A 23,343-nucleotide genomic window follows, 5' to 3' on the forward strand; every position below is an offset into this window, starting at 1 on the left:
TTCACTCGATAACTTCAGTGTTGACCAAAACTCAGGCCCACGGCCAGCGTCAGCTCCAAAACCCGCTGCGGAGACCCGAGGTCAGGGAAGAGGTCCCGGAGCTGGCCCATCCGGTACCGGACGGTCTGCGGGTGCACGAACAGGGCAGCGGCCACCTCCTCGCGCCGGCCGTGGTGCAGCAGCCAGGCGCGCAACGTCTCCTCCAGCCGCCGGGCCGTGGTGGCCGGGAGTGCCAGCAGCGGGGCCAGGGCGCGGGCGCGCAGGTCGGCGTACGCGTCGGGATCGGCGCTCAGCACGAGAGAGGCGAGGTGCTCCTCGGTGTCACGGATGTCGGAGGAGAGGGAGCGTGCGCGTACGGTCCGTTCGTACGAGGCGGAGGCACGCATCCATGGACGTGCTGGCCCGACGACGGCATTGCGGTGGTTGAGCTGTCGTAGCAGGTGGGAGCGGTCGGCGTCGGGTACGAACAAGACGCCGGTCGAGTCCGGCAGGTCGTCGAGGACGAGGGTGCCGGGGTCGAGCGAGCGGTAGGCGGGGCGGGCCTGGAACGCGGGGAGCAGGACCACGGTCAGCGTGGACGGCGGCTGCCAGCCGGCGCGTCCGGCGGAGGCCAGCAGGACCTCGGCGCTCGCGCCGGCGAGCAGGTCGCGGGCGAGTTGTTCGAGGTGGCGCTCGTGGGCCAGGCCTCGTGCGGCCAGTTCGTCGGCGTGGCCCGCGGCGCTGGCGGCGGACAGCTCGTCGATGTAGGCGAAGGTCAGTTCGGCGAACTTCGCCACCTCCGCGGCCGGCAGACCCGCTGGTACGGCGCCTGCGGCCAGGCCTCGCCAGGCCACGCGGGCGCCGACGCGGTATGCGCTGAGCAGCGCGTCCATCGAACGGCCGTCGCGCACCTCGCCGCGGCCCAGTTCGTAGGCCGCGTCGCTCGCATCGCCGCCCCCGCCGGTGCCGCTCGCGAGGTCCAAGTAGTGTCCTAGCGCCGTGCGAACGGCACGGCGGATGGTGCCACCCATGCGTCCGGAAAGTGCATTGGCATAGCTCGGCACCTCGGTGATGATGGCGCGGACCACTTCGTCGGCGGTCGGCCTCAGGACCTCCCGCAACGCGGTCACGGTCTTCTCATCCAGGGCCAGTTCGGTGGCCCTCCTCATTGCGTGAGTCACGATTTGTTCCCTGCGAACAATCCAGCCGGGGATATTCACGTCCTGCGGACAGGACTTTACGCCCTAGGGCGCATCAAGCTGGAGTCATGACGAGTGCCGCCCTACGCAGCAGGGCGTGGAAACTGCTTGAGCTGGTCACGACGCCGCTGCTGCCGTCCGACTACCTCGACCTGGTGAGTCCCCTCCGCTCAGGTGCTGACCTGCGCGGCCGCATCGAGGCCGTGCACCGCGAGACAGACGATGCCGCGACGATCGTGATCAAGCCCGGCAAGGGCTGGCGCGGTCACGTCGCCGGTCAGTACGTCCGGGTCGGCATCGACGTCGACGGCGTGCGCCTCTGGCGCGCGTACTCGGTCACGTCGCCGACGAACCGCGCGGACGGCCGCATCACGATCACCGTGAAGGCCATCCCCGACGGCAAGGTCAGCAACCACCTGGTCCGCAAGGCGAAGCCCGGCACGGTGATCCAGCTCGACCAGGCCACCGGCGAGTTCGTCCTGCCCGCCGCCAAGCCCGCCAAGGTGCTCTACCTGACGGCCGGCAGCGGCATCACGCCCGCGATGGGCATGCTGCGCGACTCGCGGCTCGCCGACGTCGTGATGGTGCACTCCGCGCCGCGCAAGGAAGACGTGATCTTCCGCAACGACCTGCACGACCTGGTCGCGGACGAGGCGCTGAAGCTGGTCGAGCTGCACACCGACACCGACGGCATGCTCGACGTCGCCGAGCTGGAGAAGCTCGTGCCCGACTGGGCCGAGCGCGAGACCTGGGCCTGCGGGCCGGCGGGCCTGCTCGACGCCGCCGAGGCGCACTGGGCGGAGCACGGCATCGCTGAGCGCCTGCACACCGAGCGGTTCCGGCCGACCGTGGTCGTGGCCGGCGAGGGTGGCGAGGTCACGTTCGGCAAGACCGGCAAGACCGTCGAGGCCGACGGTGCCACGCCGCTGCTGAACGTCGGCGAGGAGGCGGGCGTGCTGATGCCGTCCGGCTGCCGCATGGGCATCTGCTTCGGCTGCGTCACGCCGCTGAAGTCCGGCGCGGTGCGGGACCTGCGCACCGGCGAGATCACCCAGGCCGAGGACAGCCCCACCGCGCACGTGCTCGTCCAGACCTGCGTGTCCGCCGCGGCGGGCCCCTGCGAACTCGAACGCTAGCCAGCGCGCCCACCACTGACATTCCCTTCCCCCCGCGAAGTGGCCCTCCCCCAGCCACTGCTTCCCGGAAAGCGAGATTCATGACCGCCATCGATCCCACCGCCCACCTGACCGACGAGCAGATCGAGGAGCTCGGCCGCGAGCTCGACGCGATTCGCGACGAGGTGATCGCCAGTCGTGGTGAGAAGGACGCGGCCTACATCCGCAAGGTCATCTCGGTGCAGCGCAAGCTGGAGCTGACCAGCCGCGGCATCCTGCTGTTCTCGCTCTTCCCGCCGGCCTGGATCATCGGCACCGCCGGTCTGTCGGTCGCGAAGATCATGGACAACATGGAGATCGGGCACAACATCCTGCACGGCCAGTGGGACTGGATGCGCGACCCGAAGATCCACTCCACGACCTGGGAGTGGGACCACGTCTCGCCGGCCGAGCAGTGGAAGCACTCGCACAACGAGCTGCACCACACGTACACCAACGTGATCGGCAAGGACAACGACCTCGGCTACGGCATCATGCGCGTGGACGAGGACCAGAAGTGGCACCCGATGCACCTGGGTCAGCCGCTGTGGAACTTCATCAACGCCTGCTTCTTCGAGTACGGCATCGCCGCGTACGACCTGGAGCTCGGCAAGAACCTGCACAAGCGCCGCCGCAACAACCCGGAGTTCCGGGCGCGCGCCAGGGCCGTGGGCCGCAAGATCCGCAAGCAGGTGCTCAAGGACTACGTGATCCACCCGCTGCTGTCGGGCCCGTCGTTCCTGACCACGCTCGCGGCGACGTTCACCGCGAACCTGGTCCGCAACCTCTGGTCGCACTCGGTGATCATGTGTGGTCACTTCCCCGAGGGCGTGCAGACCTTCGAGCGCCGGTCGATCAAGGGCGAGACGCGCGGCCAGTGGTACCTGCGCCAGATGATGGGTTCGGCGAACATCAGCGGCAGCAAGGCCATGCACTTCATGACCGGCAACCTGTCGCACCAGATCGAGCACCACCTGTTCCCGGACCTGCCGAGCAACCGGTACGCCGAGGTCGCGGTCAAGGTGAAGGCGCTGTTCGAGAAGTACGAACTGGACTACGTGACCGGCCCGCTGCCCAAGCAGGTCTTCTCCGCGTGGCACAAGGTCTTCCGCCTGTCGCTGCCGAACCGCAAGCCCAAGGTCAAGGCGCCGGCCAAGGACAAGGAACTGGTCGCCGCCTGAGACGGGCAATGGTTCAGATCTTTCGGCCGTACCGGCGACACCGCCGGATCCGGTGAGATTCCTTCGTAGGGCCCGAGTTCCACCCCTGCTGCTTCATCGGGCCCTCCGACGGAGGAACTCATGCGAAGGGTCTACCTCGTCGCGGCCACCCTGCTCATGGCCGCGACGATCTACACGCCTGCCTCGAACGCGGCTCCTGCCGCCGCGGCGATCACCGAGACCGTCTACGTCGAGTCCACGATCGACAGTGACGCGGACGGCAAGCTCGACCGGATCGCCGCCGACGTCATGCGGCCCGACACGGCCGGCCGAGTGCCGATCGTGATGGAGGCCAGCCCCTACTACGGGCTGGGCGCGACGGCCGCGTCGGCGACGAACGTGCCGCGCGGCTTCGGCCGCTGGTACGACGAGTACTTCGTGCCGCGCGGGTACGCCGTCGTCGAGATGGAGATGCAAGGCACCTCCCGCTCGACCGGCTGCCCGACCACGGGTGGTCCCGAGGACACCGCGAGCGTCCGCGCGGTCGTGGACTGGCTCAACGGCCGCGCCAAGGCGTTCTACGCGGACGGCCGGGCGGCGGTGGCGAGCTGGAGCACCGGCAACGTCGGCATGCTCGGCGTCTCCTACAACGGCACGCTGCCCAACGCGGCCGCCGCGGCGAACATCCCCGGCGTGAAGACGATCGTGCCGATCGCCGCGATCTCCAGCTGGTACGAGTACGCCCGTGACCAGGGCATCGGGTACAAGGGCTGGGAGTCCAACTACCCGACCTTCCTCGCCAACTACGTCGTGAGCGCGGCGCAGAAGGCGAAGTGCAAGCCGGTGTTCGACCAGCTGTCCCGCGAGGACGGCGACGAGTCCTTCGACTACACGTCGTTCTGGAAGGCCCGCGACTACCGGGTGGGCGCGCAGAACGTGTCCGCGTCGGTGTTCGCCGTGCACGGCCAGGCGGACTGGAACGTCAAGCCGTCCCAGTTCGGCCGCTGGTGGAAGGAACTGGCGGACCGCGGCGTGCCGCGCAAGATCTGGCTGCACCGGGGCGGGCACCTCGACCCGATCTCGTTCCGCCAGGCCGAGTGGCAGCGCGTCATGGGGCTGTGGATGGACCACTGGCTCAAGGGCGCGGACAACGGGATCATGAACGAGCCCATGGCCGACGTGCAGAAGCCGGACGGCAGCTGGGAACAGGCCGCCACGTGGCCGCGGCCGGACACCAAGGACACCACGCTGTACTTCGGTCCGGCGGCCGGTGGCATGTCCGGTTCGCTGACCACCACACCGGTGGCCGGTGGCACGCAGAGCCTGCGCGCGAACGCGAACATCAGCGAGGCGGCCATGATGGCCAACCCGGAGACCGCGAACACCAGCCGGCTGGCCTACCTGACGGCACCGCTGACGAAGGACGCGCGGTTGTCCGGTGAGGTCAGCCTGACCGTCCGCGTCGGGTCGAACCGGGCGTCGACGCCGCTCACCGCGTTGCTGGTGGACTACGGCCCGAGCACGCAGGCGGTGCTGTCCGAACGCAGCCCGCTGCAGCTGTCCACGGAGGTGTGCGGCAGGAACGACCTGCGGGACAAGACCGGCTGCGCGCGTCCGCCGGACGTGTCGATCCAGGCGGTGTCGGCGACGATGCTGACCAAGGGTGCCGTCGACGCCAAGAACCGCCTGTCGCTCGAGACCGCGACCCCGTTGCCCACCAACGGGTCCACCGCGGACGTGACCTGGAAGCTGCACGCCAGGGACGCGTTGGTCCCGGCAGGGCACCGGATCGGGATCGTGCTCGTCACGAACCACAACGCCTACATCGCCGCGGACGCGGCGGCGAGCGGTGTCTCGCTGTCCGTGTCGCTCGGCGTCAGCAAGGTGGTGCTGCCGATCGTCGGTGGCGCGCTGAACAGGTGATGACGAGCCGGGGCCCGCGGACTTCACAGTGCGCAGGCCCCGGCCTCGCTAGCCTGGCGCGATGCTCCTGGCAGCCATACCGAGTCCCACCCAGGGCGTGTGGCACCTCGGCCCGGTGCCGATCCGCGCCTACGCGTTCTGCATCATCGCCGGCGTCCTCGTCGCCGCCTGGCTGACCGAACGCCGGTACGTCGAGCGCGGCGGCAGGCCCGGTGTCATCAACCAGATCGCCACGTGGGGCGTTCCGTTCGGCGTCGTCGGTGCCCGGCTCTACCACGTGGCCACGTCCTGGCAGCCGTACTTCGGCCCGGACGGCGATCCCGTGCGCGCCCTCTACATCTGGGAAGGCGGGATGGGCGTCTGGGGCGCGATCGCGTTCGGCGCGCTCGGAGCCTGGATCGGTGCCAGGCGCGCCGGCGTCGCGCTGCCTCCGCTGGCCGACGCGGCGGCCCCCGGAATCCTCCTGGCACAGGGGATCGGCCGTCTCGGCAACTGGTTCAACAACGAGGTGTACGGCGGCCCGACCGACCTGCCCTGGGGGCTCACGATCCACGAGTGGGACCAGGACGCGGGCCGTGCGGTGATCGGTCCGGACGGAGCGCCCGTGGTGCTGGGGACGTTCCACCCGGCGTTCCTGTACGAACTGCTGTGGACTTTCGCCGCGGCGGCCGTGGTGATCTGGGCGGACCGCCGGTTCCGGCTGGGGCACGGCCGCGCGTTCGGCCTGTACGTGGTGCTCTACACGCTGGGCAGGCTGTGGATCGAGGCGCTGCGCATCGACCAGGCGAACACGGTCCTGGGCCTGCGCCTGAACATCTGGACCTCGCTGGTCCTGGGTGTCGGTGCCGCCGCGCTGACGCTGTGGTCGGCACGGCGGCACCCCGGCAGGGAGGACCTCGGGCCGGCTTCGGCGCCGAGTCGTACGCCTCCGCCAGCGGACGCGGTGTCCGGACGGACCGCCGAGGGCTGATCGCGACCGTCCGGACCTGTCAGGCGGACTGGGAGATCACCGCGGTGACGGTGACGTCGACGTACCGGCCGATCATGAAACCCGGCGCGCGGATGCCGAGCGCCCTGCGGTCCAGCCGCGCCGTCGCGGTCAGCACCGCCTCGCGTCCGTCCAGTGAGGACACCTCGACCGTCCCGCCGAGCTCGGCCTCCCTGCCCCGCGCGGCCAGCGTGCCGGTGACGTGCCAGCCGGTGCCCGCGGCCCGCGCGGACGTCGCGGTGAACGTCATCACGGGGTGCCGGTCGAGGTCGAGCAGGCCGGGTTTGCGCAGGTGCTGGTCGCGCTTGGCGATCCCGGTGTCGATGGCGCCGAGGTCCAGGGTGCCGTGCACGGCCAGCAACGCGCCGACCGGTCCGATCTCGACGGTGCCCGCGGTGACGGGCACCGTGCCGTTCGCCTTGCGGCCGAGGTTGCCGACCTGGAACGACGCGCTGCTGCGGCTCAGGTCCGCCCGCCACACACCGGCGGCGAGTGCTCGCGTGGTGGTCATGACCGGGCTCCGTCGTGCTCGAAGACCTCGAGGACCGGGTAGATCTCGACGCGGTCCGCGCCCGGCAGCAGCGCCGGGTCCTCGCCGGGCAGCAGCTGCGTGCTCATGATCGCCTTCTGGGTGTCGATCAGCGCCTGCTCGGACTCGGCGATCGACAGCACGACCTCCGACCCGTCCGCGCGGCGGAGCACGTAGGTCCTGATGTTGCCCGGCACCGCCATGGCCGCCGGTGCGATCCGCTGCTTCGCCGCGAAGTCGGCCGCGGCCAGCTGTTCGGGGCCGCGGGGTCCGTCGAAGTAGGTGAGCTGCGCGTACATGGTCGCCTCCTTGGGTGGTGCACCGAGTCTCGGCCCGTCCGCGGCGACACGGATCCGTGCCAGTACGGAGACCGGTACCGAACCGCCACCGGTCGGCGATACTCCCGGCGTGGAGGAAGCCCCGATCTTCGGCCGCGACCGCGAGCTCGCCTCGCTGCGGGCGGGCCTCGTCGCCGCGGCGGGCGGCGCGGGCCGTCTCGTGCTCGTCGTCGGTGAGGCGGGCATCGGCAAGACCAGGCTGGCCACGGCGGTGTCCGCGATGGCCGGTTCGTACGGCGTCCCGGTCGCACGGGGCCACGCCGTCGACGATCCCGGCATGCCTCCGTTGTGGCCGTGGCGCCGCCTCGCCCGCTCCGTGCCCGCGCTGCACCGCGTGCTCTCCGAAGGACACTCCGGCCAGGACGACTCGGCCCGCTTCGCCCTGCTCGCCGACGCGGCGGACGCCCTGGTGGCGGAGGCCGCGCCCGGCGGGCTGCTGCTCGTGCTGGAGGACCTGCACTGGGCCGACCGCACGTCGTTGCGCCTGCTGGCCCACCTCGCCACCGAACTGCCCGCCTCCCGGATCCTCGTCGTCGCGACCTGTCGCGAGGCCGGCGGGGACCTGTCCGGCGTGATGCGCGCTCCCGCCGCCCGCACCCTGCACCTGGGCGGGCTGACGCGCGGCGACGTGGCCGGATGGGTGCGCTCCGCCACGGCCGTGCCGGACCCGGAGTCGCTGGCGGCACGGCTGGTGGACGGCACCGGCGGCAACCCGCTGTACGTGCGCATGCTGATCGACAGCGGGGAGGCCGCGGGGCACCGGGAACTGCACCGGATGGTGTTGTCCACACTGGACCGGCTGAGCCCGCACGCCCGCGACGTGCTCGGCGTGGCCAGCGTCCTGGGGGAGCGGATCGACCCCGCGCTGCTCGCGGCCGTCACCGGCGAGGACCCCGCCACGCCGCTCGACGACGCCGTCGCCGCCAGGGTCCTGCAGGCCGACGACGGGTCGCTGGCGTTCACACACGCGCTCGTGCGGGACGCCGTGTACGAGAGCTTGGCGCCGTCCGTGCGCGCGGAACTGCATCGGCGTTGCGCGCTGGCCCTTGCCGCCGCTGGTGGCGCGCCGGGACGCATCGCGACGCAGTGGCACCGGGCGAGCGGGGCGGACGCCGCCGCGGAGTGCTCGCGGTGGGCGGCGGAGGCGGCGCGAGCGGCCACCGCGGAACTCGCCTACGACGAGGCGGCCGGGTTCGCGGCGCTCGCCCTGGCAACGGCCGAGGAGAAGACGGCGGAGCTCACCCTCGGCCTCGCCCGCGCCGAGTTCCTCGCGGGAGAGACCCAGGCCAGCCTCGGCCACTGCCGCACCGCCGCCCGCCTGGCGCAGCAGGCCGGCGCTCCCGACCTGATGGCGGAGGCCGCCCTCGTCATCACCGGGCTGGGCGACCGCTCGCTGCTGGCCGCCGTCGACCAGCTCTGCACGGCCGCGCTGCGGCACCTCCCGGAGGAGGCCACCGCGACCAGGGCCCGGCTGCTGGCGCGCCGGGCGATGGCGGCCACCACGACCGGTGCGGCGGAACGGGCGCGGGAGCTGTCCGCCGCGGCACTGGAGCTCGCCGTGCGCAGCGGTGATCCGGACGCGGAGCTGGACGGCATCCACGCGCGGCACCTCACCCTGTGCGCGCCGCAGTTCAGGGACGAGCGGGTCGAGCTCGCGAACCGGGCCGTCGTGCTGGCCGAGACCGCACGGCAGCCGCACGCCGAGCTGTGGGGTCACGTCTGGCTGGTCGACGCGGCGCTCCAGGTGGGGGACCTGGTCGAGGTGGACCGGCAGCTGGACCTGATCGAGCAGTTCGCGGCGACGCGGCAGCACGGGGTCGCGTGGTGGCACCTGCACCGGCTGAGGGCCACGCGGGCGGCGCTGGTCGGGCAGTTGCAGAAGGCCGAGGAGTGCAACGAGACGGCTCGCGCCATCGCCGAGCGGATGGGGGTCGCGGCGGCCAAGGGCATGTACTACGCGTTCCGCAACGAGATGGCGCAGCTGGTCGGCGGCATCGACGAGGCGGCGGCGCGGGAGGTGTTCGAGGTGATCGAGCTGGTCGGAGACATCCCGCTGGCCCGCGTCTACGTGCCGTTCCTGCACGCGATGCTCGGGCAGACCGCCCAGGCCGCAGCGACGTTCGAGGAGTTCCGGGCCATGCCGGCGGTGCTCGAGGCCGGGCCGACGTGGGCTCCGCTGGTCGCGCAGATCGGGGTGGTCGCCTGCATGCTCGGCGACACCGAGGCGGCCGAGGGCGTCTACGCCGTGCTGTCCACATTGGACCCGTTCTTCGCCGCGGACGGGTCCGGCGCGGTGTTCTCCACCGCCGCGGTGCCGCGGTTGCTCGGCGACCTCGCGATGACCTGCGGACGGACGGAGGCCGCCGCCGGCCACTACCGGCTGGCCCTGGAGATGAACGCCCGCATCGGCGCCCGGCCGTTCGCCGCGCTGAGCCGGCTCGGACTCGCCCGCGCCCTCGTCGAACAGGGCGACCTGTCCCAGGCCCGCACGCTCGCGGCCGAGGCGGCGGCCGAGTTCCGCGCGCTGGACATGCCGGTCCGGCTGGCCGAGGCCGACCGGGAGCTGAAGCGGATCGGCGCGGTGGAACAGGCGCAGGACCCGTTGTCACCGCGCGAGTCCGAGGTCGTGGACCTGGTGGCGCAGGCCCTGACCAACCGCCAGATCGCGACCCGCCTGCACCTGAGCGAACGCACCGTCGAGACCCACGTGCGCAGCGTCCTGGCCAAGCTGGGGCTGCGCACCAGGACCGAGATCACCGCGTGGGAGCTCACCCGGCGGGCCTGACCAGGCCCGCCGCCCCGGGATGAGATCCGGTCTCAGCGTTCGCCGTCTCCGCTGAACCGCCCGTGCCTCCCCGCGCCGCCCGCGAACCGGGCGGCTCCGGCCACCCCTTCCCGGGCCACGATCGGCACCCCCGCCGCCCCTTCCGCCCGCAGCGCCTCCGCCAACGGCAGGTCCAGCCCGCCGTAGACCGACGCCCGGTCGGCCAGCACGCACTCGAACGGGAACCCGGCGATCTGCCCGGCCAGCTCCAGCGCCGCCGCCACCGCCTGCCCCGGCTCGACCACCCGGTTCGCCAGGCCGATCGCCAGCGCCTCCTCGGCGTGCACCGGACGTCCGGTCAGGATCAGGTCCAACGCGCGCCCCAGCCCGACGACCCGGGGCAGCCGCACGGTGCCGCCGTCGATCAACGGCACGCCCCACCTCCGGCAGAACACCCCGAACACCGCGTCGCTCTCGACGACCCGCAGGTCCGCCAGCAGCGCCAGCTCCAGCCCGCCTGCCACCGCGTAGCCGCTGACGGCCGCGATCAGCGGCTTGCTCAGCCGCAACCGCGTCGGTCCCATCGGCCCGGCACCGCCGCCGGAGGGATCGAGCTCGTTGCGCCGCGCCGGGTCGCCGACGGAGGTCAGGTCCGCCCCGGCGCAGAACGTCCCGCCCTCACCGGCGAGCACCGCCACTCGTTGCGACGGGTCCGCCTCGAACGCCAGGAAGGCCTCCCGCAGCTCGGCGGCCATCGGCCCGTCGACCGCATTGCGCCGGTCCGGGCGATTCATCCTGATCAACGTCGTCGTTCCGGTGATCTCCACCATGACGTCCATGTGACCTCCGTGATCAGCAGTGGCGTTCGGCCCGCCGCTGGCGTCTACTGACACGATGCCAATCGTCTCTCCCGGTTTCACCGGGCGACGCCAGTCACCGGACGTGCAGCTGCCGCCCGGTCAGTACCTGGCGGAGGACTTCCCCGTCCTCACGGCGGGACCGACGCCGCGCGTGCCGACCGACCGGTGGCAGTTCACGATCAACACCGAGGCCGGTCAGCGGTACGACTGGTCGTGGCAGCAGCTGGTGGAGCTGCCCGCGGAGAAGATCACGACGGACATCCACTGCGTCACCAAGTGGTCCAAGCTGGGCACCCGCTGGAAGGGCGTCTCGCTGGACGTGCTGCTGGAGGACGTCGAGACGGCCGCCGACTTCGCGCTCGTCCAGTCCTACGGCGGCTACACCACGAACCTGCCGCTGGAGGACCTGGTCGACGGCCAGGCGTGGATCGCGTACCGGTACGACGGCGACGAGCTCACGCCCGAACACGGCGGGCCGGCGCGGTTGCTGGTGCCGCACCTGTACTTCTGGAAGTCGGCGAAGTGGGTCCGCGGGATCCAGCTGCTGCTCGAGGACGAACCCGGCTTCTGGGAAAGCGCGGGCTACCACGACTACGGAGACCCATGGCGCGAGCAGCGGTATCAGGGCGACTGACCTGGCGGGTGGCCGAACTGGCCGAGGCCACCGACATCACGAAGAGCGCGCGCAGCCTGGTGTTCGACGTGCCCGGCTGGCCGGGACACCTGCCGGGCCAGCACGTCGACGTGCGCCTGACCGCCGAGGACGGCTACTCGGTGCAGCGCAGCTACTCGATCTCCTCCGCACCGGACGGGGAGCGGTTCGAGCTGAGCGTGCAGCGAGTTGAGGACGGCGAGGTGTCGCCGTACCTGTGCGACGCGCTCTCACCCGGCGACCGGATCGAGCTGCGCGGCCCGGTCGGCGGCTGGTTCGTCTGGCGTGCGACCGACCAGGCGCCGGTCACGCTCGTGGCGGGCGGATCGGGCATCGCACCGCTGATGGCGATGATCCGCACGCGGGCCGCGGAGGGCAGCAGGGTGCCGTTCCGGCTGATCTACTCGGTGCGCACGCCCGAGGACGTCTACTACGCCGACGAGCTGCGCCGGCGTGCGCGCGAGGACGGCGGCCTCGACGTCCACCTCGTGCACACCCGCCAGGCCCCGGAAGGCTCGCCGCACCCACCCGGGCGCCTCGGCCTGGCCACGCTCAACACCCACGCCTGGCCCGCCGACTTCAGCCCGAACGTCTTCGTGTGCGGGCCGACCGGGTTCGTCGAGACGGTGTCCGACATCTTCGTGGCGCTGGGCCACGACCCCCGCCGCGTCCGCACCGAACGCTTCGGCTGACAGGAGAGCACCGATGAGCCACGTGGACGGGAACGCGCTGGCGGGAGACCTCCGCGAGATCTTCGCGGTGGACCTGACCGCCGCGACCGGGCAGTGCTCGGGCTGCGGGTACAAGGGCCCGGTGGCGAGCCTGCGCGTCTACCAGAGCGCTCCGGGCACCGTCGCGCGCTGCCCGCACTGCGAGGAGGTCGTGCTGCGGCTGGTGCGCGGACGCGACCGCGCGTGGCTGGACCTGCGCGGCACGGTGAGCCTGGAGATCCCGCTGCCGTGAGGGGAACGACGAACCTGGCCTGCCGGGCGGTGCTGTTCGACATGGACGGTGTGCTGACCGACTCGACGGTCGCCGCCGAACGCGCGTGGACGCAGTGGGCGCACGAGTTCGGTGTGGACCCGGACGAGGTGCTGCGCGGCCTGCACGGCCGTCGTGCGGCGGACACCGTCCGCATGCACGTACCCGCCTCCGAGCAGGCCGGCGCGTTGCGGCGGATCAACGAGATCGAGGTCGCCGACGCCGGCTCGACCGCCCCGATCCCCGGAGCCCGCGAACTGGTGGACTCCCTGCCGGGGAACTGGGCCCTGGTCACGTCCGCTCCGCCCGAGCTGCTCGCGGTCCGGCTGGCCGCGGTGGGGATCCCGTTGCCTCCGGTGGTCATCAACGGCGACGACGTCACGCACGGCAAGCCCGACCCCGAGGGCTACCTGAAGGCCGCGGGCAAGCTCGGGCTGCCGATCGGGGAGTGCCTCGTCTTCGAGGACAGCGGCAACGGGGTCGCCGCGGGTCTCGCCGCCGAGGCCGCCACCGTGGTCGGCGTCGGCACCGGCGCCCTGCACACGCCCGCGCCCGTCGTCGTGCCTGACCTGCGGGCCGTCCGGTGGACCGGGCACGGCATCGAGGTGACCGAGGACCTTCGCGCCTCTTGACGTCCCGGAAACTTGTCCGGTTTGACATGCCCGATACCTCCGTTCGGCCGTAGCCCGGCTTCCGAGCCGTGTGCGTGGATGTATGGGAGCGCTCTTACAACGTTGTAAAAACGAAGGGGATCTTCGCTGATGAAGAAAGCCGCCCCCGTACTCGTCGCTCTGCTGCTGGCGCTGGGGATAGCGCCCGGACTGCCGTCCGCGAGTGCCGCCGAGCCGGTGCACGGCCTGAAGGGCGAGTACTTCAGCATGTCGGCACCGGGCGCGCGGGACTTCGCGACCCTGGGTGGCACCGTGCTGGACGCCGACATCAACCAGGGTGACCTGACCGGCGTCTTCGGGTTCCTCAACGGTCGCACCGAACACACGACGGCGCGCTGGACCGGGCAGATCGCGGTGCCGCAGACCGGCGACTACACCTTCCACGCCGTCGGGGACAACGGGTTCCGGCTGCTGATCGACGACAAACCCGTGATCGACCACTGGGTCGGCGACTGGGACCGCGAGCAGACCAGCGCGCCGGTGACGCTCACCGCCGGGCGCCAGTACGCCTTCAAGCTGGAGATGTTCCAGGACGTCGGCGGCGCCAACATGTTCCTGCGCTGGTCGAGCGCGACCACGCCCAAGCAGATCGTGCCGGAGTCCGCGTTCACGCCGCCCGCCGACTTCCAGGTCGTGCCGCGCACGGCCGGCGTCTCGAAGGACGGTCGCACCCTCACCGCGGACTTCGGTGGCCGCGTCACAGGGGCGAACGACCTCAAGGACCACCTGCGGGTGGACGTCGACGCCACCCCGATGCCGATCTCGGTGATCACCACCAGCCGCGACCGCGTCACCATCAGGCTGGCCGAGCGGGTGCTGAAGGGCCAAAGGGTCCGGATCTACTACGACGGCGCCGGCGCCCTCGCGGTCGACGGCAAGAAGGTCGAGAAGACCGCGCGCACGGTCGGCAACGTCTCCACGGAACGGCTCAGGACGCCGTGGGGCGAGAAGGTCGACACCCGCAACCCGTTGCCGGAGTACCCGAGGCCGCAGCTGGAACGCGACAAGTGGCTCAACCTCAACGGCCCGTGGGAGTTCGCGGCCGCCAAGGCGGGTGAGCAGCCGGTGTTCGGCAAGAAGCTGCGCGAGAAGGTCGTCGTGCCCTACCCGATCGAGTCGCAGCTCTCCGGGCTCGAACGGCACGAGGACCACATGTTCTACCGCCGCACGGTCAGCGTGCCGCACGACTGGCGGATCGGGTCCGGGCAACGGCTGAAGCTCAACTTCGGCGCGGTCGACTACCACGCGAAGGTCTGGGTGAACGGCAAGCTGGTCGCCGAGCACACCGGCGGCTACACGGCGTTCAGCGCGGACATCACCGACGTGCTCAAGCGCGGTGAGCAGGAGATCGTCGTCGCGGTCACCGACACCACCGGCCCGCACCAGCCCAAGGGCAAGCAGTCGCCCAACCCCAGCGGCATCTTCTACACGCCGTCGTCGGGCATCTGGCAGACCGTGTGGATGGAACCGGTGGCCGACAAGGGGATCGACGAGATCAGGACGACCCCGGACCTCGCCACCAGCTCGCTGGCCGTCGAGGTCAAGTCCGCCGGCAACGCCACCGTCACCGCGGTCGCGAAGGATGCCAAGGGCAAGCAGGTCGGCACCGTCACCGGACCGGCCAACACCAAGCTGACGCTGCCGGTGCCCGACCCGCACCTGTGGACTCCGGACGACCCGTACCTGTACAAGCTCGACGTCACGCTCGGCAGGGACAAGGTCAAGAGCTACTTCGGCATGCGGTCCACCGGGATCGCGAACGTCGGCGGCACGCCGAAGCTGACGCTCAACGGCCAGCCGATCTTCTCGCTGATGCAGCTCGACCAGGGCTTCTACCCGGACGGCCTGAACACCGCGCCGAGCGACGAGGCCCTCGTGTTCGACCTCAAGGCGCAGAAGGACCTCGGCTTCAACTCCGTCCGCAAGCACATCAAGGCCGAACCCGCCCGCTGGTACTACCACGCGGACCGGCTCGGACTGCTGGTGTGGCAGGACTTCGTGTCCGTCGAGGACGGCAGCAACCCCGTGGCGCAGCAGGCTTTCCTCAAGGAGAGCCGCGAGCTGATGCAGCAGATGCACAACCACCCGTCGATCTACGCGTGGATCGTGTTCAACGAGGGCTGGGGCGAGTGGGACCGCACCGTCACCGGCCAGATCACCGACGACGTCAAGGCGGCCGACCCGAGCCGGGTCGTCAGCGCGCACAGCGGCGTGAACTGCTGCGCCTCCAAGGGCGACAGCGGCAAGGGCGACGTCATCGACCACCACGACTACAACAACACCGACCCGGCCCGCCCGGACGGCAAGCGCGTCGTGATGGACGGCGAGCACGGCGGCTTCACGCTGCGCACGCCCGGACACCAGTGGCCCGGTGCGCCGATCGCCATCTACAGCGGCGTGCCGGACAAGGCGGCGCTGACGGCGAAGTACGTCGACAACACCCGCACGTTCTACCTGGGGCAGGCGCGCCAGGAGATGTCCGCGTCGGTCTACACGCAGGTCACCGACCTGGAGGGCGAGCTCAACGGCCTCTGGACCTACGACCGCAAGCGCATCAAGGTCGACCCCGGTCCCGTCCGGGAGATCAACCGGCGGGTGATCGAGGCCGGGGCCAACGCCGGCAAGCCGTACCCGTACGCGGGCAGCGGTGAGTGGAAGCTGAACGAGACCGGCGGAACGACGGCGAAGGACTCCAAGGGCGCCAACCCGCTCACGCTCAGCCCGACCGGCGCCACCTGGAAGGACGGCGCGCTGGAGCTGCGCAACGGCTCGGCGGAGACCTACGGCCCGGTCGTCGACACGACCAAGGACTACACGGTGTCCGCGAAGGTGCGCCTGGACGAGCTGCCCGGCAACTACGCCTCCGCGGTGAGCCAGGACGGCCGTCAGTCGGAGAACCCCTTCTACCTGCAGTACGGCCAGGGCGCGTTCGCCTTCAGCACGCCCGGTGGCAACCGGGCGCGCTACGAGATCACGCCGGAGATCGGCCGCTGGTACGAGCTGAAGGGCGAGCGGAAGGGCGGCGAGATCCGGCTCTACCTCGACGGTGCGCTGGTCGCCACGGCGGCGGCGGGACCCGCCATCGAGAGCACCGGCGCGTTCGCGGTGGGACGAGCCAAGTACAACGGCCAGAACGTGGACTTCTGGCGAGGCGCGATCAAGGACGTGGTCGTCACCTCTTGATGTTGGGAGAACGCTCTCCTCACGTGGTACAACCGGTGCATGAGCAGGGTCGCACCCACGTTGGAGGACGTCGCCCGAGTCGCGGGCGTGTCCCGCGCGACGGTGTCCCGGGTCGTCAACGGGACGCGCAACGTCGATCCTGAGCTCCAGGAGACGGTGCGCAACGCGATCGAGCAGACCGGGTACACGCCCAACCGCGTGGCCCGGTCTCTCGTCACGCGCCGCACCGGCACGGTCGCGCTGGTGATCTCCGGCGCGGGCGGGGGATCGGACGTGTTCACCGACCCGTTCTTCGGCCGGGTGACGGCGGGCGTGGTCGACTTCCTGCGCGGCCACAGCGTGCACCCGGTGCTCATGCTCGCCGACTCCGACCACGCGCGGACCGAGGTCGTCGAGTTCCTCAGACAGGGCAGCGCCGACGGCGCGCTGCTGGTGTCCACCCACCCGGCCGACCCGCTGCCCGCGCGGTTGCTGGAGGCCGGCGTCCCCTCCGTGCTCTACGCGCGGCCCGGCAGGCCGATGCCGATCGGCTACGTCGACATGGACCACCGCGCGGGCGGGCGGCTCGCCGCCGACCACCTGGTCGCGGCGGGGCGGTACAACATCGCCACCATCTCCGGCCCGATGGACGTGCTGGCGAGCCAGGACCGGCACGCCGGCTTCCGCGACGCCATGGCCCGCCACGGCTTCCCGTACGTCCCGACCGCCGAGGGCGGCTTCACCGCCGAGAGCGGCGCGGCCGCGATGCACCGGCTGCTCACCGAGTGCCCCGACCTCGACGCCGTGTTCGCCGCGAACGACCTGATGGCGCAGGCGGCAGTGGACGTGCTGCTGGAGCACGGCCTGCGCGTGCCGGAGGACGTCGCCGTGGTCGGGTTCGACGACAGCGCGCCGGCGCTGGCCTGCCGCCCGCAGCTCACCACGATCCGGCAGCCGGTGGAGCGCATGGCCGCTCAGATGGCCGACCTGTTGCTCGCGGAGCTGGAAAAACCGGGACAACGGCCGAGATCCGTCATCTTCGAACCGGAACTCGTCGTACGGGCCTCTGCCTGATTGACCTGTTCGACACCCGGCGTTAACGTCCCTTGGGAGAGCGCTCTCACGCCCCTGTCCAAGGCTTTCAGCCCTTCCCCCCGTCAGGCAGGACCATGGGCTCAACCCTGTCCAGGGCCGCCGCGTTCGCCGCTGCCGCTCTGTGTCTCGTGACCACGATCAGCGCCACCTCGCAAGCGGGAGCCGCCGCGTGCGGCACCTCCAACGCCGCCCTCAACCGCCCCGCCACCGCGTCCTCGACGGAGAACGGCGGCACGCCCGCGTCGGCGGCCGTCGACGGCAACGCGGGCACGCGCTGGTCGTCGCAGTTCTCCGACCCGCAGTGGCTGCAGGTCGACCTCGGCTCCACGCAGGAGGTCTGCCGCGTCTCCCTGAGCTGGGAAGGCGCGTACGGCAAGGCCTTCCAGGTCCAGGTGACCGACAACGCCGCCGACTCCGCGTCGTGGCGCAACGTCTACTCGACCACGACCGGCACCGGCGGCACGCAGTCCGTCGACGTCACCGGGTCCGGCCGCTACCTGCGCGTCCTCGGCACGCAGCGCGGTACCGGCTACGGCTATTCCCTGTGGGAGCTCGGAGTCTTCACCACCACGCCCGACACCCCCGGCGTCACGCCGACGGACCCGCGCAACCCGGACTTCGGCCCGAACGTGCACGTCTACGGTCCGGGCTCCTCGCAGTCGGAGATGCAGTCGCGACTCGACTCCATCGCGACGCAGATGAGGACCAACCAGTTCGGTCCGCAGCGGCACGCCGTGCTGTTCAAGCCGGGCAGCTACAACGCTGATGTGAACCTCCGGTTCTACACGCAGATCGTCGGTCTCGGCCTGATGCCGGACGACGTGAACATCAACGGGCACATCCGCGTCGAGGCCGACTGGCTGCAGCAGGGCAACGACCCGAACAACCTCGGCAACGCGACGCAGAACTTCTGGCGCGGCACCGAGAACCTCTCGGTCACGCTGCCTCCGAACCAGATCGAGCGCTGGGCCGTCTCGCAGGCCACCGCGTACCGGCGGATGCACCTGCGCGGCCAGGCGCACCTGTGGAACGGCTACGACGGCTGGGCCAGCGGCGGTCTGATCGTGGACAGCAAGATCGACGGCGTGACCGTCTCCGGTTCGCAGCAGCAGTTCCTGACCCGCAACAGCAACCTCGCCGGCGGCTGGTCGGGGTCGGTGTGGAACATGGTGTTCGCCGGCACGCAGGGCGCCCCGCCCAACCACTTCCCGAACCCGTCGCACACGACCGTCGACACCTCGCCGGTGACGCGGGAGAAGCCGTACCTGTACTTCGACAACTCCGGTGAGTACCGGGTCTTCCTGCCCGCGTTGCGCCAGAACTCGCGCGGCACGAGCTGGGAGAACGGCAACCCCGGCACGTCGGTGTCGCTCGCGGACTTCTTCGTCGTCAAGCCCGGCACCCCCGCCGCGACGATCAACGCCGCGCTGGCGCAGGGCAAGCACCTGCTGCTCACGCCGGGCATCCACCAGCTCGACGACACGATCCGGGTCACCCGCCCGAACACCGTCGTGCTGGGCCTCGGCCTCGCGACGCTGACGCCGACCACCGGCAGGGCCGCGCTGACGACGTCCGATGTGGACGGTGTCAGGCTGGCCGGGTTCCTGGTCGACGCAGGCGTGCAGAACTCGCCGGTGCTGCTGGAGGTCGGCGACTCCAGCGCGAACTCGCACGCTGCCAACCCGACCTCGCTGCACGACGTGTACCTGCGCGTCGGCGGGTCGCAGGCCGGCAAGGCGACGGTCAGCATGCGCGTCAACAGCCGCAACACGATCATCGACCACACCTGGGTGTGGCGTGCCGACCACGGCGCGGGCGTCAGCTGGACCGCGAACCCCGGCCAGAACGGCGTGGTCGTCAACGGCGACAACGTGATCGCGTACGGGTTGTTCGTGGAGCACTACCAGCAGCACAACCTGGTCTGGAACGGCAACGGCGGCCGCGTCTACCTGTACCAGAACGAGCTGCCGTACGACCCGCCCAACCAGGCCGCGTGGATGAACGGGTCCAAGCGGGGCTGGGCCGGCTACAAGGTCGCCGACTCGGTGACCACGCACGAGGCGTTCGGTGTCGGCGTGTACGCCTTCAACCAGGCCGATCCGAGCATCGTGACGGACAACGGCTTCGAGGCGCCGAACCGGCCGGGAGTCCGGTTCACGCACCTCGTGACGGTGTCGCTGGGCGGCGTGGGCACGATCGCCAACGTCATCAACGGCACGGGCGGTCAGGCGGACCTGGCGAACCAGGTCCGGTACGTCGTGAACTACCCCTGACCGGGCCAGGTGAGCTGATCCCTGCGAGATGACTCGACGGACGCCGCGATCTCCTCGGTCGCGGCGTCCGTTCCGTTTCGCTGTTCACCGCGAGCGAGCTCGGTGGCCTGGTCCCGGTGCTGGTGGCCGGCGTGCACGCCGGTGGTCGGCAGCCCGGCCCGCTCGCGCGACTGCCGCAGGTGCACCGGCTCGGCCGAGTTCGAGGTCCTGAGCGCTGCTGCGAGCCCGGCGAGCGCGGGTGGCGCGCCGTCGAGTGCGGGCAGAACCGCTTGTTCGCCGGGATCATCCGCTGGACCCGTGCCGTGTCCGCGGCGTTGAACGCGGGAGAGCGGGCGTGGTGCACCCCCGGCCAACAGCGGCAACGCGGAAACACCCCAGGGCACGCGCCGCCCCGGGGTGCATGAGGCGAGGAACCTCACCGCGGCAACCGGTAGTCCGGTCCCAGTGCGGCGCCCCGGTTCGGCTTGTACAGGTCGAACCCGCGCGGATCGCACTGCAGCCCGCCGTTGATGCAGTGGCGGACCAGCGCGGCCTGCGTGGGCGCGTCCCAGGCGTTCATGAAGTCGTAGTGCCAGCTGTACCCGCGACCGCTGGAGAGCCGCACGCGGGACATGTCACCGGACACCGGGAACGCCATCTTGAACTCGATCATCGGCACCGCGACCGGGTGGCTCGGCGGGCAGACCAGCGTCGCGCGGTCCGGGTAGGCCATGTGCGACCTGTGGTCCGCCGAGTCGAGGTCGCGGCCGTTCCAGCAACTCGGTGCCTGGTAACGGATGTTGAGCTGCGTGCCGGGCGGGCAGTACGCCGGGATGTCCCAGTTGTGGAAGCTGTCGCCGCACTCCCAGCCCTCGACCGCGCCCGGCGCGGTGCGGAACTGCTCCTGCGTCGTCGCGGGGCTGCCGACCACGAACCGGATGCCCGGCGGGAACGGCACGACGTCCTGGTACCGCAGGATGCCGGACTTGTAGTAGATGACCTGGGGGAAGTCCGGCGGGACGATCTGGTCGCCGTTGATGACCGACGGGAACCAGTACGCGGACTTGTCGTCGGGCGTCCTGCAGTTGGTCTGACCTGCCTTGAGCGAGTCGTTGGTGCTGCTGGCTTTCGTGGACTGGTTGCCGAGGAACGTGTGCATGTGCGACGCGCCCGGAAGCCCCGGGAAGACGATCGGGTCGTCCGGGAGGTGGGTCGTGACCGAGCAGTTGGCCTGGAACTCGTGGTGCGTGACCAGGTCGTCGGCCCGGGCCGACTGGGTCACGACCACGACCACGGCCGCCACCAGGGCGGCCGTCATCGACAACGCGCTGATTTTTCGGGACACCTGTGTCCTCCTGCCGAGTGGGGAACCGGCTGGGAGAGCGCTCTCCCAAACAGGTTCCCGCCCTGCCGTGCGAGGTGTCAAGACCGGTTCTTTTGACACCGCCGACGTCTGGTCGTAACGTTCGGCGGCAGGGTTGTGAGAGCGCTCTCCTCATGCATCCCTACTTCGTGGCAGGAGGCGCGATGGCTCGCGTCCGCTCCATCTGCACGGTGGTCGCCGTGCTCCTCGGCATCGCGGTGGTCCCGGCACAGGCCGCGCCGGCCCTGCTCTCCCAGGGCAGACCCGCTCTCGCCTCGTCGACCGAGAACGCCGGCACCCCCGCGTCGGCCGCGGTCGACGGCAACGGTGACACCCGCTGGTCCAGCGAGTGGAGCGCCCCGCAGTGGTTGCGCGTCGACCTCGGTGCCTCCTCGACGCTCAGCAGGGTCGAGCTCGACTGGGAGGGTGCCTACGCGACGGCGTTCGAGATCCAGGTCTCGGCTGACGGCGTCGCCTGGCAGCCGGTCCGGTCGGTGACCGGGTCCACCGGCGGCAGGCAGGGCTACGACGTCACCGGCACCGGCCGGTACGTCCGGGTGAACGCCACCCAGCGCGCCAACGGGTACGGCGTCTCGCTGTGGGAGTTCCGGGTCTACGGCACGCAGGGCGGCGTCGTACCGGGAAGTGGTGTGCACGTCACCGGGTCGCAGGGCAACTGGCAGCTCACGGTCGACGGCCGGCCATGGGTCGTGAAAGGCCTCACCTGGGGTCCGCCCGCCGCGGACGCCGCGCGGTACATGCCCGAGCTGAAGTCCATGGGCGTCAACACCTTGCGCACGTGGGGCACGGACGCCTCGACCCGCCCGCTGCTCGACGCGGCCGCGTCCCACGGACTGCGCGTGATCAACGGCTTCTGGTTGCAGCCCGGTGGCGGTCCCGGTTCCGGCGGCTGCGTGAACTACGTGACGGACGCCCAGTACAAGGCGGACGTGCTCGGTCAGATCCGCCAGTGGGTCACCACCTACAAGGACCACCCCGGCGTCCTGATGTGGAACGTCGGCAACGAGTCCATCCTCGGGCTGCAGAACTGCTACTCCGGCGCCGAACTCGAGAACCAGCGCGTCGCGTACGCCCGCTACCTGAACGAGGCGGCGCGGGCGATCCACGCCATCGACACCGGCCACCCGGTGACGAACACCGACGCGTGGACCGGTGCGTGGGTGTACCTCAAGGCGCACACGCCCGACCTCGACCTGTACTCCGTCAACTCCTACGGCAACGTCTGCCAGGTGCGGCAGGACTGGATCTCCGGTGGCCACACCAAGCCGTACATCCTCACCGAGGCCGGTCCGGCGGGGGAGTGGGAGGTGCCGAACGACGCCAACGGCGTGCCGGCCGAGCCGACCGACGTGCAGAAGCGCGACGGCTACATCCAGGCCTGGAACTGCATCACCGGCCACACCGGGGTGTCCTTCGGCGGCACGCTCTTCCACTACGGCACGGAGTACGACTTCGGCGCGGTCTGGTTCAACCTCACGCCCGCGGGCAAGAAGCGGCTCTCGTTCTACGCGGTCCAGCGCGCGTTCGGCGGCGCCACCCCCGCCAACACGCCGCCGGTGATCTCCGCGATGACCGTGCCGCAGACCGTGGCGGCGGGTGCGCCGCTGACCATCGACGTCGCCGCGGCCGATCCGGACGGTGACGCCGTCGCTTGGTCGACGGCGTTCAACAGCAAGTACATCGACAACAGCGGTGGTCTGGCCGCGACACCCGTCCAGGTCGCCGGAAACCGCCTCACCGTCACCGCCCCGGACCGCCTCGGCGTGTGGAAGGTCTACGTCATGGCCGAGGACGGGCGCGGCAACATCGGCATCGAGACCCGCTCCGTGCGCGTCGTGGCGCCGCAGCCGTCCGGCGTGAACGTGGCCCAGGGCAAGGCGGTCACCGCCTCGTCGTACCAGCAGGTCGGTGACGGCGCGCCGTTCCCGCCGTCGAACGCGGTGGACGGCGACGGAACCTCGCGCTGGGCCACCGACTGGGCCGATCCCCAGTGGATCCGGGTCGACCTCGGCGCGGTGACGACGTTCCAGCACGTGCAACTGGTGTGGGAGGGCGCTTTCGGGCGTGCGTACGAGATCCAGGTGTCCGACGACGGCAACGCCTGGCGCTCCGTGTACGGCACGACGGCCGGAGACGGCGGCGTGGACGCGATCGACGTGACGGCGACCGGCCGGTACGTCCGTCTGCACGCCACGCAACGGGGAACCGGCTGGGGCTACTCGCTCTACGAGTTCGGCGTCTACCGGCGTTGA

At 70.9% G+C, this 23,343-nt stretch carries 19 protein-coding genes; 13 read left to right on the forward strand and 6 right to left on the reverse strand.

Annotated elements, in window-relative coordinates:
* Positions 1–14 precede the first annotated feature (14 nt).
* On the reverse strand, positions 15–1,160 hold the full coding sequence (locus tag ORI60_RS10300; RefSeq protein WP_266036675.1) for a helix-turn-helix domain-containing protein: 1,146 nt from the start codon (positions 1,158–1,160) through the stop codon (positions 15–17).
* Positions 1,161–1,246: 86 nt separating this feature from the next.
* Here ORI60_RS10300 and ORI60_RS10305 point away from each other — a divergent pair, with 86 nt between their 5' ends.
* The 4 genes from ORI60_RS10305 (at position 1,247) to lgt (ending at position 6,385) form a co-directional block, all read left to right on the forward strand.
* Positions 1,247–2,314, forward strand: coding sequence for a ferredoxin reductase (locus tag ORI60_RS10305; protein ID WP_266036676.1), 1,068 nt, complete (start codon positions 1,247–1,249; stop codon positions 2,312–2,314).
* A gap of 80 nt (positions 2,315–2,394) precedes the next feature.
* A complete protein-coding gene (locus ORI60_RS10310) occupies positions 2,395–3,513 on the forward strand; it encodes a fatty acid desaturase family protein (protein WP_266036677.1) in 1,119 nt (372 codons plus the stop codon).
* Between the two features lie 120 nt (positions 3,514–3,633).
* Positions 3,634–5,415 (forward strand): CocE/NonD family hydrolase, encoded by a 1,782-nt coding sequence (locus tag ORI60_RS10315; RefSeq protein WP_266036678.1) that lies wholly within the window; start codon positions 3,634–3,636, stop codon positions 5,413–5,415.
* A 61-nt stretch (positions 5,416–5,476) separates the two neighbouring features.
* Entirely contained in the window at positions 5,477–6,385 is a 909-nt protein-coding gene (gene lgt / locus ORI60_RS10320) for a prolipoprotein diacylglyceryl transferase (protein ID WP_266036679.1), read from the forward strand.
* 19 nt (positions 6,386–6,404) lie between these two features.
* Here lgt and ORI60_RS10325 read toward each other — a convergent pair whose 3' ends face one another.
* Together ORI60_RS10325 and ORI60_RS10330 are read right to left on the reverse strand one after the other, a co-directional pair.
* Complete coding sequence (locus tag ORI60_RS10325) at positions 6,405–6,914, reverse strand: YceI family protein (protein ID WP_266036680.1); 510 nt, start codon at positions 6,912–6,914, stop codon at positions 6,405–6,407.
* Entirely contained in the window at positions 6,911–7,231 is a 321-nt protein-coding gene (locus tag ORI60_RS10330; protein WP_266036681.1) for a hypothetical protein, read from the reverse strand. Before ORI60_RS10330 ends, ORI60_RS10325 begins: the two co-directional genes overlap by 4 nt.
* A 109-nt stretch (positions 7,232–7,340) precedes the next feature.
* Here ORI60_RS10330 and ORI60_RS10335 point away from each other — a divergent pair, with 109 nt between their 5' ends.
* Positions 7,341–10,055, forward strand: coding sequence for an ATP-binding protein (locus tag ORI60_RS10335; protein WP_266036682.1), 2,715 nt, complete (start codon positions 7,341–7,343; stop codon positions 10,053–10,055).
* 32 nt (positions 10,056–10,087) lie between these two features.
* On the opposite strand, the gene ORI60_RS10340 is transcribed toward ORI60_RS10335, so the two are convergent.
* Positions 10,088–10,873, reverse strand: coding sequence for a crotonase/enoyl-CoA hydratase family protein (locus ORI60_RS10340; RefSeq protein ID WP_266036683.1), 786 nt, complete (start codon positions 10,871–10,873; stop codon positions 10,088–10,090).
* A 55-nt stretch (positions 10,874–10,928) separates the two neighbouring features.
* Between ORI60_RS10340 and ORI60_RS10345 the strand changes: the two genes are divergently transcribed.
* The 7 genes from ORI60_RS10345 to ORI60_RS10375 all read left to right on the forward strand — a co-directional run bounded on the left by ORI60_RS10345 (position 10,929) and on the right by ORI60_RS10375 (position 19,728).
* Positions 10,929–11,528 carry a sulfite oxidase-like oxidoreductase gene (locus tag ORI60_RS10345; RefSeq protein ID WP_266036684.1) on the forward strand — a complete coding sequence of 200 codons (600 nt, stop codon included), beginning with the start codon at positions 10,929–10,931 and terminating at the stop codon, positions 11,526–11,528.
* The gene (locus ORI60_RS10350) at positions 11,498–12,238 is read left to right on the forward strand and encodes a ferredoxin reductase (RefSeq protein WP_266036685.1); all 741 of its coding nucleotides are present in this window, start codon (positions 11,498–11,500) and stop codon (positions 12,236–12,238) included. Before ORI60_RS10345 ends, ORI60_RS10350 begins: the two co-directional genes overlap by 31 nt.
* A gap of 13 nt (positions 12,239–12,251) precedes the next feature.
* On the forward strand, positions 12,252–12,509 hold the full coding sequence (locus ORI60_RS10355; protein WP_266036686.1) for a DUF6510 family protein: 258 nt from the start codon (positions 12,252–12,254) through the stop codon (positions 12,507–12,509).
* Positions 12,506–13,159: an HAD-IA family hydrolase gene (locus tag ORI60_RS10360; RefSeq protein ID WP_266036687.1), complete on the forward strand. Its 654-nt coding sequence runs from the start codon at positions 12,506–12,508 to the stop codon at positions 13,157–13,159. The genes ORI60_RS10355 and ORI60_RS10360 overlap by 4 nt, the downstream gene beginning before the upstream one ends.
* A 129-nt stretch (positions 13,160–13,288) precedes the next feature.
* Entirely contained in the window at positions 13,289–16,381 is a 3,093-nt protein-coding gene (locus tag ORI60_RS10365; protein WP_266036688.1) for a PA14 domain-containing protein, read from the forward strand.
* A 39-nt stretch (positions 16,382–16,420) separates the two neighbouring features.
* The gene (locus tag ORI60_RS10370; RefSeq protein ID WP_266036689.1) at positions 16,421–17,434 is read left to right on the forward strand and encodes a LacI family DNA-binding transcriptional regulator; all 1,014 of its coding nucleotides are present in this window, start codon (positions 16,421–16,423) and stop codon (positions 17,432–17,434) included.
* 95 nt (positions 17,435–17,529) lie between these two features.
* The gene (locus tag ORI60_RS10375) at positions 17,530–19,728 is read left to right on the forward strand and encodes a discoidin domain-containing protein (RefSeq protein ID WP_266036690.1); all 2,199 of its coding nucleotides are present in this window, start codon (positions 17,530–17,532) and stop codon (positions 19,726–19,728) included.
* Here ORI60_RS10375 and ORI60_RS10380 read toward each other — a convergent pair.
* Together ORI60_RS10380 and ORI60_RS10385 are read right to left on the reverse strand one after the other, a co-directional pair.
* A complete protein-coding gene (locus tag ORI60_RS10380; protein ID WP_266036691.1) occupies positions 19,719–20,090 on the reverse strand; it encodes a hypothetical protein in 372 nt (123 codons plus the stop codon). The two genes, ORI60_RS10375 and ORI60_RS10380, sit on opposite strands and share 10 nt — an antisense overlap.
* A 53-nt stretch (positions 20,091–20,143) precedes the next feature.
* A complete protein-coding gene (locus tag ORI60_RS10385) occupies positions 20,144–21,052 on the reverse strand; it encodes a DUF1996 domain-containing protein (RefSeq protein WP_266036692.1) in 909 nt (302 codons plus the stop codon).
* 182 nt (positions 21,053–21,234) lie between these two features.
* On the opposite strand from ORI60_RS10385, the gene ORI60_RS10390 reads away from it, so the two are divergent.
* Positions 21,235–23,343, forward strand: coding sequence for a discoidin domain-containing protein (locus tag ORI60_RS10390; RefSeq protein WP_266036693.1), 2,109 nt, complete (start codon positions 21,235–21,237; stop codon positions 23,341–23,343).

The organism is Lentzea sp. NEAU-D7, assembly GCF_026242055.1.
Taxonomy (GTDB): domain Bacteria; phylum Actinomycetota; class Actinomycetes; order Mycobacteriales; family Pseudonocardiaceae; genus Lentzea.